This window comes from Sphingomonas sp. Leaf30 (assembly GCF_001422525.1).
GTDB classification, from domain to species: Bacteria; Pseudomonadota; Alphaproteobacteria; order Sphingomonadales; family Sphingomonadaceae; genus Sphingomonas; species Sphingomonas aerolata.
Genome location: NZ_LMKZ01000018.1, coordinates 369,513 through 384,464, shown reverse-complemented (window position 1 = coordinate 384,464; position 14,952 = coordinate 369,513). Strand labels below are relative to the sequence as shown.

Here is a 14,952-nt window from a genome sequence, read left to right as displayed (position 1 = left end):
GAAAGGTCCAAGCATGCGTGAAGCCGCCATCGTCTCGACTGCCCGTACCGCCATCGGCAAAGCCTATCGCGGCGCGTTCAACGCGACCGAGGCACCGGTGCTCGGCGGGCATGTGATGACAGCGGTGGTCGAGCGCGCCGGGATCGACCCCGCGCGCATCGACGAGGTGTTCTGGGGCGTCGGCAACCAATGGGGGACACAGGGCGGCAATGCCGGACGCATGGCGCTCTTCGCCGGCGGCCTGCCCGAATCGGTCCCCGCGGTCACGCTCGACCGCAAATGCGGCTCGGGACTGACCGCGGTCGCGCTCGCTGCCCGCACGATCATCTGTGACGAGGCCGATGTCGCGCTGGCGGGCGGGATGGAATCGATCAGCTACACCGTGACGAAGGACGCGCCGCGCTACGTCAACCAGAGCGTCACCGCGCGCGAGCCCGCCGCCTATATCCCGATGATCGAGACCGCCGAGATCGTCGCGCGCAAATACGGCATAAGCCGCGAGGCGCAGGACGCCTATGCCGCGATGAGCCAGCAGCGCGCCGCAGCGGGCCTCGCGAGCGGCGCGTTCGCCGAGGAGATCGTGCCGATCACCGTCGAGAAGGCGCTGTTCGACAAGCAGGGCAACCACGCCGGAATCGAAAGCGTCACGCTGAGCCAGGACGAGGGGATCCGCGCGGGCACCACCGCGGAGGCGCTCGCCGGGCTCAAGACGGTCTGGCCGGGCGGCGACTTTTCCAGCCCGGGGACCAGCGTCACCGCGGGCAATGCCAGCCAGCTCTCCGACGGCGCGTCCGCACAGCTGCTGATGGACCGCCGGACCGCGGAGGCCGAGGGCAAGGAGATTCTCGGCATCTATCGCGGTTTCCAGTCCGCGGGCTGCGACCCCGCCGAAATGGGCATCGGCCCGGTCTTCGCGATCCCCAAACTGCTCGACCGCGCCGGGCTGACCGTCGCGGACATCGGCCTGTGGGAGCTGAACGAGGCGTTCGCGTCGCAATGCCTCTATTGCCGCGACCATCTCGGCATCGATCCCGAAAAGTACAACGTCAATGGCGGCGCGATCGCGGTCGGCCACCCCTTCGGCATGACCGGCTCGCGCCTCGTCGGCCACGCGCTGATCGAGGGCCGCAAGCGCGGCGTCCGCTATGTCGTCGCCTCGATGTGCACCGCCGGCGGCATGGGCGCCGCCGGCCTGTTCGAGATCGTCTGACGCAACGGGGGCGGGAGGGATGACGCACCCTCCCGTCGCTCCGCACCATCCACCCTGCCCCCTCCCGTCATCCTGACGAAAGTCAGGATCCAGGGTAACCGGCCACAGCGCTCCTGGCTCTGGATCCTGACTTTCGTCAGGATGACGGCGGGTATAGAGGCTCAGCCTGTCCGCGATCGCCGACCCGGCGAAGGCCCCGAATGACAAAGGTCGTGCCCTGCGTATGCGTTTCCTCCTCCTCCCGGCACTAGTGCTGCTGGCCACCCCGGCCTCCGCCGCCCCCCAGAAGCCCACCCCCGCGAAACCCGGCACCGTCCGCGTCCGCCTCACCACCTCCGAAGGCCCGATCACGCTCGCGCTCGACACGCGCCATGCCCCCAAGACCAGCGCGAACTTCCTCGCCTATGTCGATGACGGCCGCTTCGACGGCACCGATTTCTACCGCGCCGCCCGCGGCAAGAAGGCGCCGAAATTCGGCTTCATCCAGGGCGGCATCCGCACCGACGCGCGGCGCATCCTCCCCGCCTTCCCGCTCGAGACGACGACGCAGACCGGCATCCGCCATCTCGACGCGACGATCTCGATGGCGCGCGGCAGCGAGCCCGGCTCGGCGGGCGGCAATTTCTTCATCACCGTGGGCCCGACCCCCGCGATGGACGCGCGCCCGGGTTATCTCGGCTATGCGGCGTTCGGCCATGTCGTCGGCGGCATGGACACGGTTCGCCGCATCCTCGCCAAGCCGACCGGTGGCGGGCTCGACGCGTTCAAGGGCCAGATGATCCTCAACCGTGTCGCGCTGATCAGCGCCAAGCGGCTCGACGGCACGCCCCGCCCGACCAGCGGCCCGCGACCATGGCTGTTGAAGACCCGCCCCACCCCGCCACGGCCGCGCTGACGTCCCACGGTCCGGGACCTCAGTCCGCGAACAGCAGGACCGGCGTCTCGAGATACTTTTTCAGCCCCTGAACGAAGCTCGCCGCGTCCCAGCCATCGACGACGCGGTGGTCGCAGCTGATCGACAGGTTCATCAGCTTCGCGCGGACCACCTCGTCGCCCTTAAACACGGGGCGTTCGACGATCTTGTTCGGCCCGATGATCGCGACCTCGGGCCGGTTGATCACCGGCGTCGTCGCGATCCCGCCGAGCGGCCCGAGCGAGGTGACGGTGATCGTCCCGCCACCCATCTCGTTCGGCGCAAGCTTGCCCGCGCGCGCCGCCTCGGCGAGCCGCGTGATCTCGGTCGCGAGCTGCCAGACGTTGCGATCCTGCGCGTCGCGGATCACGGGAACGGTCAGCCCCGCATCGGTCTGCGCCGCCATGCCCAGATGGATCGCCCCGTGCCGCGTCACCACGCCCGCCTCGTCATCGTAGCGCGCGTTGAGCATCGGAAAATCGGGGATCGTCTTGCAGATCGCGACGATCATCAGCGGCAGCATCGTCAGCTTGGGCCGCCCGCCGCGATTGGCGTTCAGATCCGCACGCATCGCCTCCAGCGCAGTCACGTCGATCTCGTCGACATAGGTGAAATGCGGGATCGCGCGCTTCGACGCGGCCATGTTCTCGGCGATCTTGCGCCGCATGCCGATGACCTTGATCGGCTGGTCCGCGCGCGCCCGGCTCGCCCCCGGCGCCTGATAGCCCTGACCCGCGCCATACCGCAGATACGCGTCGAGATCGGCATGACGGACCCGGTCGGACTCGGTCTTCACCGACGCCAGATCAATCCCCAGATCCCGCGCCCGCGCCCGCACCGCGGGCGACGCCAGCGCGTGCGCCTTGGCAGCGGCGACCTGCTCGTCACTCCCCCCCGGCGAAGGCCGGGGTCCAGTTGGAACGTCTCGAGTGATAGTGGTCCGAGGCTCGTCATCTGCCGCCCCCACCTGGGCTCCGGCCTCCGCCGGGGTGGTGGCGGTCGGCGTATCGACCACCTCCTCAACCCCCGGATTCTCCGCCTCATACTGCTCCGCCGTCTCCGCCTGCGCCGGCGTCAACGGCGCCGCCACGACCTCGCCCCCGGCGTCGACCGCATCCGTCTCGATCACCACCAGCGCGGCCCCGATCGACACCTGATCGCCGACCTCGCCCGCCAGCTCGACGACGACGCCCGAAACGGGCGACTCCATCTCGACCGTCGCCTTGTCGGTCATCATGTCCGCGACCGGCGAATCCTCCTCGACGCGGTCGCCGATCGCGACGTGCCATGCGACGATCTCGGCCTCCGAGATGCCTTCGCCGATATCCGGCAGTTTGAAGGTAAAGCGAGCCATCAGAAAATTCCGTTCGTTTCGAGCGAAGTCGAGAAACTTGTGTGAGGGATTCCGAAGGCTTCTCGACTGCGCTCGAAGCGAACGGGGGTGGGTGAACGCATCATTATGCGTCCTTCATGATCTTCTTGAGGGCCTCGGTGATACGGACCGGCCCCGGGAAATAGGCCCATTCCAGGCTGTGCGGGTACGGCGTGTCGAACCCGGTCACGCGCTCGATCGGTGCCTCGAGATGGTAGAAGCACCGCTCCTGCACCAGCGCCGACAGCTCCGCGCCGAAGCCGCTGGTCCGCGTCGCCTCGTGGACGATCATGCAGCGCCCGGTCTTCTTCACCGACGCCTCGATCGTCTCGATGTCGAGCGGGACGAGCGTACGCAGATCGACGATTTCCGCGTCGATCCCCGTCTCGGCGATCACCGCCGCGCAGACATGCACCATCGTGCCATAGGCGAGGATCGTCAGCGCCTCGCCCGCCCGGACGATCTTCGCCTTGCCCAGCTCGATCTTGTAGTATCCCGTCGGCACTTCGCCAGCCGGGTGCTTCGACCAGTTCTGCGACGGCCGATCCCAATATCCGTCGAACGGCCCGTTATAGATGCGCTTGGGCTCGAAGAAGAGCGTCGGGTCATTGTCCTCGATCGCCGCGATCAGCAGACCCTTCGCGTCATAGGGCGTCGACGGGATGACCGTCTTGATCCCCGACATGTGCGTGAACAGCCCCTCGGGGCTCTGGCTGTGCGTCTGCCCACCGAAGATGCCGCCGCCGAACGGCGATCGCACCGTGATCGGCGAGGTGAACTCGCCGGCCGAGCGATAGCGCAGCCGTGCGGCCTCGGACACGAGCTGGTCGAGCGCGGGATAGATGTAATCCGCGAACTGGATCTCGGGGACGGGACGCAGGCCGTAGGCGCCCATCCCCACCGCGACGCCGATGATCCCGCATTCGGTGATCGGCGTGTCGAACACGCGCGTCTTGCCGTGCTTGGCCTGCAACCCCGCGGTCGCGCGGAACACGCCGCCGAAATAGCCGACATCCTCGCCCATCACGATCACGTCGGGATCGCGCGTCATCATGATGTCCATCGCGGAGTTGATCGCCTGGATCATGTTCATCCGGCTGGTCTCGCCGCCGTCCGCTGCGTCGGACCCGGGTGCCTCGATCATGTCGCTCATGCCTTGCGATCCCATGGACGGCCGCTTGCCGTCTCCTCATCGAGCATCTGCTGACGCTGCTCCTTCAGATGCCAGGGCAGTTCCTCGAACACGCCGTCGAACAGCGATTCGAGCGGCTGATGAAGCCCGTGGCCGAGGATGCCGTTCTTCTCGGCCTCCTTCTGCGCGGCCTTGACCTGCTCGGCGAGCTCCTTGTCCTGCGCGGCGTGGCGCTCATCGTCCCATTCGCCGATCGCGATCAGGTGGTCCTTGAGGCGCTTGATCGGATCGCCGAGCGGCCACGCATTGGGCTCGCCCTCGCTGCGATACTGGCCGGGATCGTCCGAAGTGGAATGGCCCTCCGCGCGATAGGTGAAATGCTCGATCAGCGTCGGCCCCTGGTTGGTCCGCGCCCGCTCGGCCGCCCATTCAGTGGCTGCGTACACGGCCAGCGCATCGTTCCCGTCGACGCGCAGGCCCGCGATGCCGTACCCGACCGCGCGCGCCGCGAACGTCGTCGCCTCGGCGCCCGCGAACCCGGAGAAGCTCGAAATCGCCCACTGGTTGTTGACGACGTTGAAGATCACCGGCGCGCGGTAGACCGCAGCAAAGGTGCACGCCGAATGGAAGTCGCCCTCCGCAGTCGATCCCTCGCCGCACCAGGTCGCCGCGATCCGCGTGTCGCCCTTCGCCGCCGATGCCATCGCCCAGCCCACGGCTTGCGGATATTGCGTCGTGAGGTTGCCCGAGATCGAGAAGAACCCGGCTTCCTTGACCGAATACATGATCGGCAGCTGCTTGCCGCCGAGCCGGTCCGCGGTGTTCGAATAGATCTGGTTCATCATGTCGACGAGGCTCCAGCCCCGTGCGATGAGCAGCCCCTGCTGCCGATAGGAGGGGAAGCACATGTCCTCGTAATCGAGCGCATAGGCCGCCGCGACCGCGACCGCCTCCTCGCCCAGCGCCTTCATGTAGAAGCTCGTCTTGCCCTGACGCTGTGCCCGGAACATGCGCTCGTCGAACGCACGGAGCAGCGCCATGCTGCGCAGCATACGGCGCAGCATATCGGGCGAAAGCTTGGGATCCCACGGCCCGACCGCATGGCCGTCATCGTCCAGCACGCGAACCAGCGTATAGGCGAGATCGGTGAAATCGCTCGCCTTGTCCGCGGTATCGGGGCGCCGCGCCTGCCCCGCGGGCGGCACGTCGACTTCGGCGAAATCGACCGGATCGCCGGGTCGAAACTTCGGTTCGGGCACATGCAGCGTCAATCCGGGTAGATTGCGCAGCGGCTGCGAATCGGCGCGAGGGTGCTCGCTGGCCATCGTCACTCCATCTCCATCGCCCGGCGGCGTACGCGCCGGATCGCTCTTCGCGGCCTTGTTATAAAATTTCAACGGCATTGGCGAGAGGGAGTTTTGCCCGGTTGCCGCATTCGCACCGGCCGCGTGCAACGCCGTGCGATCAATGCGATAGCAGCACCCTGCGGACGCGGGCAGACACGGGCAGACAGGGGGAGGGACAGCGCGACATGCTGCAGGACTGGGACGCCATCGTCGCGATCGGATGCACGCTGCCGGGTGTCGAGCCGGGCACCAGCTACGGCCGGCCCGCACTCAGGTTCCGCGGCAAGACGCTCGCGTCGACCACCGCGCCCGATCCCGGCAGCTTCGTGCTCCATATCGGTCTCGACGAGAAGGAGATCCTGCTCGACACCGACCCCGCGACCTTCTGGCAGACCGATCATTATGACGGCTGGCCGGCGGTGCTGGTCCGCTACTGCACCGGCGCGGGCGAGCGGATCGCGGATCTGCTCGCCCGCGCCTGGTGGGACCGCGCTACCGCGGCTCAGCGCAAGGCCTATGGCGAGCGCCCCTAGCCGGCTCGCGCGCTACTCCACCGTCTGCTCGATCACCCCGAAGATCGGCCGATGCCGGTCGTCCTCCGCCCAGATCCGCACCGTATCGCCCTTTTTCAGGAACGGGGTCACCGCCGCGCCGCCCGCGATTGTCTCGATCGTCCGCACTTCGGCCAGGCAGGAATAGCCGACCCCGCCCTCTGCGATCGGCTTGCCCGGCCCGCCGTCCGCGCCGCGGTTCGACACGGTGCCCGACCCGACGATCGTCCCCGCGCCCAGCTTGCGCGTCTTGGCGGCATGCGCGATCAGCGTGCCGAAATCGAACGTCATGTCCTCGCCCGCCTCGGCGCGGCCAAAGGGCTGGCCGTTCAGGTCGACCATCAGCTTGCGGTGCAGCTTGCCGTCCTGCCACCAGTCGCCAAGCGACTCGGGCGTCACGAACACCGGTGAAAACGCGCTGGCGGGCTTCGACTGGAAAAAGCCGAACCCCTTGCCCAGCTCACCCGGGATCAGGTTGCGCAGCGACACGTCGTTGGTCAGCCCGACCAGCCGCACCGCCGCCAGCGCCTCGTCGCGGCTCGCGCCCATCGCCACGTCACCGGTGACGACGACGACCTCGCCCTCCATGTCACAGCCCCAGCTCTCGTCGGCGAGCGGGATCGGATCGCGCGGCCCGAGAAACCCGTCCGACCCGCCCTGATACATCAGCGGATCGTGCCAGAAGCTGTCGGGCATCTCGGCGGCGCGCGCCTGCCGGACGAGCGCGACATGGTTCACATAGGCCGAGCCGTCCGCCCACTGATAGGCGCGCGGCAAGGGCGACGCCGCGTCATGCTCATGAAACCGCCGCATCGGAATCATCTCGTGCTCGAGATCGGTCGACAGATTCTCGAGCATCGGCGCAAGCCGGTCCCAGTCGTCGAGCGCGGCCTGCAGCGTCGGCGCGATATGCGTCGCATCGGCATACCAGGCGAGGTCGTTCGACACGACGACGAGCCGGCCGTCACGGCCCCGGGCTGGATCTGCGTCCTTCAGGCTGGCCAGTTTCATTGCGGATCCTCTCAATGTTTTCACCACCCTACGCCCGCCCGCCGCCGGAAGTCGAGACCGACGGTCGCACGCGCATCCCGACCGCCCGCTCATGCGTTATCCTTGCATCGCCCCGACCCCCGCGCCACACCGGGCCACCGCCTTCGAAAGCTCCGCCATGCCCCTTGACGCCATGCCCCTCGACATCGTCCGCGTGCCCGTCCTCAGCGACAATTACGCCTGGCTGATCCACGATCCCGACAGCGGCACGACGGTCGCGCTCGACCCGGGCGAGGCGGATCCGGTGATCGCCGCGGCGACCGCGCGAGGCTGGCGGATCGATCAGGTCTGGACGACGCACTGGCATCCCGATCACACCGGCGGCAACGCCGCGATCCGCGCTCAGGGCGCGACCGTCACCGGCCCCGCCGCCGAGGCCGCGAAGATCCCGACGCTCGACCACAGCGTGACCGAGGGCGATACCGTCACGCTCGGCGCGCACGCCGCGCAGGTGATGACCGTGCCCGGGCATACGCAGGGCCATATCGCCTTCCACTTCGCCGACGACGCGGTGATCTTCACCGGCGACACGCTGTTCGCGATGGGCTGCGGCCGGCTGTTCGAGGGCACGCCCGCCGACATGTTCGCCAACATGCAGCGCTACGCCACGCTGCCCGACGAGACGCGCGTCTATTGCGGGCATGAATATACCCAGTCGAACGGCCGCTACGCGCTGGTTGCCGAGCCCGACAATGCCGCGATCCGCGACCGGATGGCCGAGGTCGACGCGGCCCGCGCGCGCGGCGAGGCGACGGTGCCGACGACGATCGGGCTCGAGCGCGCGACCAATCCGTTTCTCCGCGCGACCTCGGCCGCCGAGCTCGGCGAACGCCGCGCGGCAAAGGATGCGTTCAAGGGCTGAATAGGCTATGCCGGGCCCCTCGGGGGCGCAAAGGAAACCGCATGCGCATCATGACACGCTTATCGCTGCTCTGCCTGACGATCGCCGCCACCGCCTGTACGGCGACCCCGCGCGAACAGGCGCAGATCGCGCAGCGCGAAACCGAAACGCAGCGAAAGCTCGCGACCGCGCTCAAGGGGCTGACCCCCGGCGAGCCGACCCTGTGCCTCAACGCCCTCGGCCAGAAGCAGGTGACCAGCTACGGCTCGACCTTCCTCTACCGCGTCAACAACGGCACGATCTACCGGACCGAGACCAATGGCGGGTGCGGCGATCTCGACCGCAACATCCTGATCACGCGGACGCCCTCGGGGCAGCTCTGCCGCGGCGACATCGCCAACACGATCGACCGCGCCAGCCGCTTCCCCAGCGGCAGCTGCAGCTTCGGCGAATTCGTCCCCTATCGGAAGGTTCGGTGAGGATGCCGCGCTCCGGCCGGATCGCCGCCCTCGCCGCGCTCGCACTGACGCTCGTCGCCGGCCGCGACGATCCGCTCGCGGGGCGAATCGCTGGCGCACCGGTCCGTTGCATCGGCATCGGCCTGGTCCAGGGCCCGACGATCCTCGACGCGACCACCATCCTCTATCGCCAGTCGGGCAAGCGGGTCTGGCGCACCGGCCCGGTCGGCCCCTGTCCGCAATTGCGCCCGCTGTCGACGATCATCGTCGACATCTATGGCGGCCAGCTCTGCCGCAACGACCGGTTCCGGCTGATCGAACCCGGCCTGTCGATCCCCTCCCCCTCCTGCCGCTTCACCGACTTCACCCCCTACGACAAACCCTGACGCCCGGCCGTCCCGGATGATATGTTGCATCATGGCAACAACCAGCCATCCAATTTTCCGCAGCTGCGAACATCTTCTTTGATATGATACATCATTCGCGCTAGGCGGCAGCTCCGGGGTTCAAGGAGCGTTTCTATGCGTAAGACTTTCATCGGGATCAGCGCGCTGGCGGTCTTCGCCGCGACCGCCGCGACCGCCCAGACCGACACGCCGCCGACCGGCGCACCGGCCGATACGCCTGCCGCAACCCCGGCCCCGACCCGCACCCCCGCCCCGCGCGCGGCCGCCGAGATCCTCGTCACCGCCCCCGTCCGCCAGAGCGAGACCGATGTCCTCCAAGGCACGTCGATCCTCTCGGGCGCCGAGCTCACCCGCAACCTCCGCCCGACCATCGGCGAGACGCTCGCGCGCCAGCCCGGCGTGTCCGCCACCTCGTTCGGCCCCAGCGCCTCGCGCCCGATCCTGCGCGGCTTCCAGGGCGAGCGCATCCGCGTGCTGACCGACGGGATCGGCTCGATCGACGTCTCGAACACCTCGGTCGATCACGCGGTCATCATCGACCCGCTGCTCGCCGAGCGGATCGAGGTGCTGCGCGGCCCCTCCGCGCTGCTGTTCGGCTCGTCCGCGGTCGGCGGCGTCGTCAACGTCATCGACACGCGCATCCCGCGCACCGTCCCCGAAAACGGCTACCGCGTGAACGGCATCGCGACCTATGGCTCGGCCGCGAACGAGCGCTCGGGCGGCGCCGCCGGTGACGTCGCGGTCGGCCAGCACCTCGTCCTCCACGCCGACGGCTCCTATCTGAAGTCGGGCAACCTGCGCACCGGCGGCAACATCCTGTCGTCGCAGGCGCGCGCCGCCGCGCTCAGCCAGGTCGGCCTGCCGCAGGACACCGACGAGCCGATCGACTTCGCCGGCTCCGCCGCGCTCCGCGGCAAGCTTCCGAATACCCAGTCCGAGACCTGGACCGCGGGTGTCGGCGCGTCGATCATCACCGATGGTGGCAATCTCGGCGTGTCGTACAGCCATTATGACAGCCTCTACGGCGTGCCGATCCGCTATGCGACCGCAGTCGGCCAGGAGCAGGAGGCGCCCCGCCTCGACGTCGTCCAGAACCGCGTCGACCTGCGCGGCGAGATCAACACCGGCGGCGGTTTCCTCGACAAGATCCGCGTCCGCGCGGGCCACGCCACCTATCGCCATTTCGAGCTCGAACCCGATGGCGGCGTCGGCACCGCCTTCTTCAACAACGGCACCGAAGGCCGGATCGAGCTCGTCCAGGCCAATCGCGGCGGCTGGCAGGGCGCGTCGGGCGTGCAATATTTCAACCGCCTGTTCGACGTGAACGGCGACGAGGCCTTCCTGCCGCGCAACGAGACCAACCAGACCGGCCTCTTCACGCTCCAGCAATACAGCGCCGGCGCGTTCCGGGCCGAGGGTGGGCTGCGCTACGAGACGACGTCACTCTCCGCCAAGACGCCGCTCGACGACCTCCGCTTCTTCCGCGGCAGCCGCAGCTTCGACGCGGTCTCGGGCTCGCTCGGCGCCTCCTACGGCGTGACCGACGCGGTCCGCTTGGGCGTCAACCTCTCGCACACCGAGCGCGCGCCGTCCGCCGAGGAGCTGTTCGCGAACGGCGGCCATGCCGGCACCCAGGCCTATGAATTCGGCAGCCCCGACTTCAAGCTCGAGAAGAGCTGGGGCATCGAGGGCACGCTCCACGCGCATGGCGACGGCTTCAGCTTCGACGCGTCGGCCTATTACAACGACTTCTCCAACTATATCTCGGAGAACCAGGTCGCGCAGAGCGTCTGCCAGACCGCCGCCGATCCGTCGGGGCGCGAGGTCGACCTGCCCTGCTTCCAGTATCAGCAGGCCGATGCGCGCTATTACGGGTTCGAGGCCAATGCCTCGGTCCGGCTCGCGCAGATCGGCGGCTATGTGCTGAACGCCGACCTGCTCGGCGATTATGTCCGCGCGACGATCGTCGACAACGGCCCCGTACCCCGCATCCCGCCGATGCGCGTACTCGGCGGGATCGAGGCACAAGGCGACCGCGTCAACGGCCGGCTCGAGGTCGAGCACGTCTTCGACCAGGACCGCATCGCCGCGTTCGAGACGACCACCAACGGCTATACGATGGTCAACGCGACCCTGGGCTTCAACCCGTTCGGCAAGGACAGCAAGACCTCGATCCTGCTCAGCGCGAACAACCTGTTCGACGTCGAAGCCCGCCGCCACGCCAGCTTCCTCAAGGACTTCGCCCCCCTCGCCGGCCGCGACATCCGCGCGACGCTCCGCTTCGGGCTGTAACGGGAGGGGGCCGCTCCCCACCCCCCAGAAAAGGAGCACCACCCCGGCGGAGGCCGGGGCCCAATTGGGGAAGCGGAGTAATCAGCCGCAGCCCGCTGTCACGACCGCCTTCCCATTTGGGCCCCGGCCTGCGCCGGGGTGGAGGCGAGCGTGCGAGGCGAGTGCACGACGCAGGCAAGACGCGCCGCCCCCCGCCCCCTATACCCAACCCATGCTCCCCATCCTCTACAGCTTCCGCCGCTGCCCCTACGCAATCCGCGCCCGCAGCGCGGTCGTCGCCAGCGGTATCGCGGTCGAGCTCCGCGAAATCGTCCTGCGCAACAAGCCCGCCGCGCTGCTCGCCGCCTCGCCGAAAGCCACCGTCCCCGTCCTCGTCCTCCCCGACGGCCGCGTCATCGATCAGAGCCTCGCCATCATGCACTGGGCGCTGGCACTCGCCGATCCGCTCGACTGGCTCGCCGAACACGACACCGAGCTGATCGCGACCAACGACGGCGCGTTCAAGCATCATCTCGACCGCTACAAATATGCCGATCGCCACGGCACCGACCCGCTCGAGCACCGCGCCGCCGCCACCGCGATCCTCGCCGATCTCGACACGCGGCTGGCAGCCACCGGCTACCTCGCCGGCCCCTTCGTCACGCTGACCGACATCGCGATCCTACCGTTCGTCCGCCAGTTCGCGCAGACCGATCGCGGCTGGTTCGACACGCTCCCCCTCCCCGCGCTCCACGACTGGCTGGGCCGCTATCTCGCCTCGCCGCTCTTCGCCGCGGTCATGCCCAAAGTCACGCCGTGGCAGCCGGATGCGCCAACTGTCATTTTTCCAACATGATCCGCGGCTAGCGCGTCGCTGGGGGGGCATTGCGACAGCATGAGCCGCGCGACGGCGATCACGGTCCACGGGGGTGGCCGCGATCGGCGCGCGCGGCTCGTCGGGTGTCCCTTCGGTAAAACCAAGAAGATCATCCAGGGAATATCACCGTGACACGCACCCGTCTGACCACGTCGCTCCTGCGCGGCATCGCACCCGCGACATTGCTGCTCGCCGCCCTGCCCGCCGCCGCCCAGGACACGATCACCGCCCCTGCTGCCGCCCCCGCTGAAGACGGCCTCGGCGAGATCGTCGTCACCGCCGAGCGCCGCTCGGAGAATCTCCAGCGCGTGCCGCTGTCGGTCGGCGTCGCCTCGGGCGATGCGTTGCGCGCGTTCCAGGCGGGTGGCGACGACACGCTGCTGTCGCTGTCGGGCCGCGTCCCCGGCCTCTATGTCGAGACGACCACCGGCCGCATCTTCCCGCGCTTTTACATCCGCGGTCTCGGCAACATCGATTTCTACCTCGGCGCGTCGCAGCCGGTCACGATCATCCAGGACGACGTGATCCTCGAGCATGTCGTGCTGAAGTCGAACCCGGTCTATGACGTCCGCCAGGTCGAGGTGCTGCGCGGCCCGCAGGGCTCGCTGTTCGGTCGCAACACGACCGCGGGCATCATCAAGTTCGACACGATCAAGCCGACCAACGACTTCGACAGCCGCGCCTCGGCCTCGGTCGGCACCTATGGCAGCGTCAGCGTCGACGCGGGCGTCGGTGGCCCGCTGATCAAGGACCTGCTGTCGATCCGCGTCTCGACCTTGCTCCAGCACCGCGAAAACTATGTCGACAACGTCTATGCCGGCGTCACGCAGGACAGCACCGCGACCCCGCGCAAGAACGCGATGGGCGGCTTCGACGACCGCAACGTCCGCGTCCAGCTCGCGCTGACCCCGGGCAACGCCTTCTCGCTCGACCTGTCGGGCCATGCGCGCTGGTATGACGGCACCTCGACGCTGTTCCACCGCGCCGCGCTGAAGAAGGGTTCGAACGACGTCCAGGCCGAACCGCGCAACATCGTCGCGCTCGACGAAGGCAATGACAATCCGCAGAGCTACACCACCTATGGCGGCTCGGTCCGCGCGACCTACGACTTCGGTCCTGCCGCGCTCACCTCGATCACCGCGTACGAGACGACCTCGGGCTTCAGCCGCGGCGACACCGATGGCGGCGCGGGCGCGAACTTCCCCGTCCGCGGCGTGGCGAACGGCTTCGGCCAGTCGCAGGGCCAGATCCGCGATCTCGACCAGTGGTCGCAGGAGCTGCGTCTGTCGGGCACGCAGGGCGGCCGCTTCAACTGGCAGGTCGGCGGCCTGTATTTCGACACGCGCGACATCACCGATTTCTACCAGCGGACGTTCTTCCTGACGACCGCACAGCGCAACCCGAACAACTGGGTCCGCCTCCACGACGTCAACACCTCCTGGGCCGGCTTCGGCCAGGTCAGCTACGAGCTGATGGACCGGCTGACGCTCACCGCCGGCGGCCGCATCACCGAGGACAAGAAGCGCACGCAGCTGCTCAAGCCGGTCCAGAATGTCGCCGGTATCAGCCAGTATCCGGCCGGCTTCCGCACCGACGTCACGCTGAAGGCGACCAAGCCGAGCTGGGACGCGAGCCTCCTCTACCAGGCGAGCCCCGACATCAGCCTCTACTCGCGGATCGCACAGGGCTTCCGCGGACCGACGATCCAGGGCCGCTCGGCGGTGTTCAACTCGGACTTCTCGACCGCCAATTCCGAGACGATCCTGTCGTGGGAGACGGGCATCAAGACCCGCCTGCTCGACAACACGCTCAGCCTCAACGCGACCGTGTTCGGCTACCGCGTCAACGACATCCAGCTCAACGGCAACGATCTCAACGGCAACGGCATCCTGTTCAACGGCAACAAGGCCGAGGCGTACGGCATGGAGGCCGAGGCGAACTGGAAGCCCGTTCCCAACCTCACGCTCGGCGCGGGGCTCAGCCTGCTCCACAGCGCGATTCGCGACAAGACGACCGAGGTGCAGATCTGCGCGCTCAACAACGCGGTCGTCTGCACGCCGTCCGCGGCGGTCCGCCCCGTCCCCGGCGCATTCGGCACGACCTTCCTCGTCAAGATCGACGGCGAGCCTTTGCCCAATGCGCCCGAGTATAATGTCGACCTGACCGCACGCTACGACCAGCCGCTCGGCAATGGCGGTCGCGCGTTCATCGCGGGCGACTTCAACATCCAGGGCTATACGCAGTTCGTGCTCTACAAGACCAAGGAGTTCACCGCGAACGGCAACTTCGAAGGCGGCCTGAAGATCGGCTATGCGGCGCCCGACGACGCCTATGAACTCGCGGTGTTCGCGCGCAACATCACCGGCGAGAAGAACCTGAAGGGCGTGATCGAGAACTACATGGCCGCGGTGTTCAACGAACCGCGGATCATCGGCGTGTCGCTCAGCGGCAAGTTCCGCTGACAAGGCCGGCGTGGCGGCTGAGCCGCCACGCCACCCCCTTGCGGACCGGCTGGCGCTCGCGC

13 protein-coding genes are annotated in these 14,952 nt (G+C 68.1%); 9 read left to right on the top strand and 4 right to left on the bottom strand.

Annotated features, from left to right (window positions below; genetic code table 11):
• The first annotated feature begins 13 nt into the window (after positions 1-13).
• The gene (locus ASE89_RS15480) at positions 14-1,210 is read left to right on the top strand and encodes a thiolase family protein (protein ID WP_056679475.1); all 1,197 of its coding nucleotides are present in this window, start codon (positions 14-16) and stop codon (positions 1,208-1,210) included.
• Between the two features lie 223 nt (positions 1,211-1,433).
• Positions 1,434-2,105, top strand: coding sequence for a peptidylprolyl isomerase (locus tag ASE89_RS15475; RefSeq protein ID WP_056679474.1), 672 nt, complete (start codon positions 1,434-1,436; stop codon positions 2,103-2,105).
• Between the two features lie 19 nt (positions 2,106-2,124).
• Here the strand turns inward: ASE89_RS15475 and ASE89_RS15470 are convergent, their stop codons facing one another.
• The 3 genes from ASE89_RS15470 to ASE89_RS15460 form a co-directional block, all read right to left on the bottom strand.
• Positions 2,125-3,477, bottom strand: a complete 1,353-nt coding sequence (locus ASE89_RS15470; RefSeq protein ID WP_056679473.1) for a dihydrolipoamide acetyltransferase family protein — start codon at positions 3,475-3,477, stop codon at positions 2,125-2,127.
• Positions 3,478-3,580: 103 nt separating this feature from the next.
• Positions 3,581-4,588, bottom strand: a complete 1,008-nt coding sequence (locus tag ASE89_RS15465; protein WP_031394420.1) for an alpha-ketoacid dehydrogenase subunit beta — start codon at positions 4,586-4,588, stop codon at positions 3,581-3,583.
• A 56-nt stretch (positions 4,589-4,644) separates the two neighbouring features.
• Entirely contained in the window at positions 4,645-5,952 is a 1,308-nt protein-coding gene (locus ASE89_RS15460; RefSeq protein ID WP_056680749.1) for a thiamine pyrophosphate-dependent enzyme, read from the bottom strand.
• 206 nt (positions 5,953-6,158) lie between these two features.
• Between ASE89_RS15460 and ASE89_RS15455 the strand changes: the two genes are divergently transcribed.
• On the top strand, positions 6,159-6,506 hold the full coding sequence (locus ASE89_RS15455; RefSeq protein ID WP_056680748.1) for an MmcQ/YjbR family DNA-binding protein: 348 nt from the start codon (positions 6,159-6,161) through the stop codon (positions 6,504-6,506).
• A gap of 12 nt (positions 6,507-6,518) precedes the next feature.
• Here the strand turns inward: ASE89_RS15455 and ASE89_RS15450 are convergent, their stop codons facing one another.
• A complete protein-coding gene (locus ASE89_RS15450; protein WP_056679470.1) occupies positions 6,519-7,535 on the bottom strand; it encodes a fumarylacetoacetate hydrolase family protein in 1,017 nt (338 codons plus the stop codon).
• Between the two features lie 157 nt (positions 7,536-7,692).
• On the opposite strand from ASE89_RS15450, the gene gloB reads away from it, so the two are divergent.
• The 6 genes from gloB to ASE89_RS15420 all read left to right on the top strand — a co-directional run bounded on the left by gloB (position 7,693) and on the right by ASE89_RS15420 (position 14,890).
• On the top strand, positions 7,693-8,436 hold the full coding sequence (gene gloB / locus ASE89_RS15445) for a hydroxyacylglutathione hydrolase (RefSeq protein WP_443024352.1): 744 nt from the start codon (positions 7,693-7,695) through the stop codon (positions 8,434-8,436).
• A 41-nt stretch (positions 8,437-8,477) separates the two neighbouring features.
• Positions 8,478-8,894, top strand: coding sequence for a hypothetical protein (locus ASE89_RS15440; protein WP_052380848.1), 417 nt, complete (start codon positions 8,478-8,480; stop codon positions 8,892-8,894).
• Positions 8,895-8,896: 2 nt separating this feature from the next.
• Positions 8,897-9,259, top strand: coding sequence for a hypothetical protein (locus ASE89_RS15435; RefSeq protein WP_056679464.1), 363 nt, complete (start codon positions 8,897-8,899; stop codon positions 9,257-9,259).
• A 135-nt stretch (positions 9,260-9,394) separates the two neighbouring features.
• Positions 9,395-11,572 carry a TonB-dependent receptor domain-containing protein gene (locus ASE89_RS15430; RefSeq protein WP_056679461.1) on the top strand — a complete coding sequence of 726 codons (2,178 nt, stop codon included), beginning with the start codon at positions 9,395-9,397 and terminating at the stop codon, positions 11,570-11,572.
• Between the two features lie 211 nt (positions 11,573-11,783).
• Positions 11,784-12,407: a glutathione S-transferase gene (locus ASE89_RS15425; protein WP_056679459.1), complete on the top strand. Its 624-nt coding sequence runs from the start codon at positions 11,784-11,786 to the stop codon at positions 12,405-12,407.
• A 149-nt stretch (positions 12,408-12,556) separates the two neighbouring features.
• Positions 12,557-14,890, top strand: a complete 2,334-nt coding sequence (locus tag ASE89_RS15420) for a TonB-dependent receptor (RefSeq protein ID WP_443024351.1) — start codon at positions 12,557-12,559, stop codon at positions 14,888-14,890.
• Positions 14,891-14,952: the final 62 nt, after the last annotated feature.

Bases quoted from the DNA above. Each gene is read 5' to 3' on its own strand.
- ASE89_RS15455 (WP_056680748.1), top strand. From the start codon at position 6,159: ATGCTGCAGGACTGGGACGCCATCGTCGCGATCGGATGCACGCTGCCG.
- ASE89_RS15475 (WP_056679474.1), top strand. From the start codon at position 1,434: ATGCGTTTCCTCCTCCTCCCGGCACTAGTGCTGCTGGCCACCCCGGCC.
- ASE89_RS15430 (WP_056679461.1), top strand. From the start codon at position 9,395: ATGCGTAAGACTTTCATCGGGATCAGCGCGCTGGCGGTCTTCGCCGCG.
- ASE89_RS15450 (WP_056679470.1), bottom strand. From the start codon at position 7,535: ATGAAACTGGCCAGCCTGAAGGACGCAGATCCAGCCCGGGGCCGTGAC.
- ASE89_RS15425 (WP_056679459.1), top strand. From the start codon at position 11,784: ATGCTCCCCATCCTCTACAGCTTCCGCCGCTGCCCCTACGCAATCCGC.
- ASE89_RS15480 (WP_056679475.1), top strand. From the start codon at position 14: ATGCGTGAAGCCGCCATCGTCTCGACTGCCCGTACCGCCATCGGCAAA.
- ASE89_RS15465 (WP_031394420.1), bottom strand. From the start codon at position 4,588: ATGAACATGATCCAGGCGATCAACTCCGCGATGGACATCATGATGACG.
- ASE89_RS15460 (WP_056680749.1), bottom strand. From the start codon at position 5,952: ATGGCCAGCGAGCACCCTCGCGCCGATTCGCAGCCGCTGCGCAATCTA.
- gloB (WP_443024352.1), top strand. From the start codon at position 7,693: ATGCCCCTTGACGCCATGCCCCTCGACATCGTCCGCGTGCCCGTCCTC.
- ASE89_RS15435 (WP_056679464.1), top strand. From the start codon at position 8,897: ATGCCGCGCTCCGGCCGGATCGCCGCCCTCGCCGCGCTCGCACTGACG.
- ASE89_RS15470 (WP_056679473.1), bottom strand. From the start codon at position 3,477: ATGGCTCGCTTTACCTTCAAACTGCCGGATATCGGCGAAGGCATCTCG.
- ASE89_RS15440 (WP_052380848.1), top strand. From the start codon at position 8,478: ATGCGCATCATGACACGCTTATCGCTGCTCTGCCTGACGATCGCCGCC.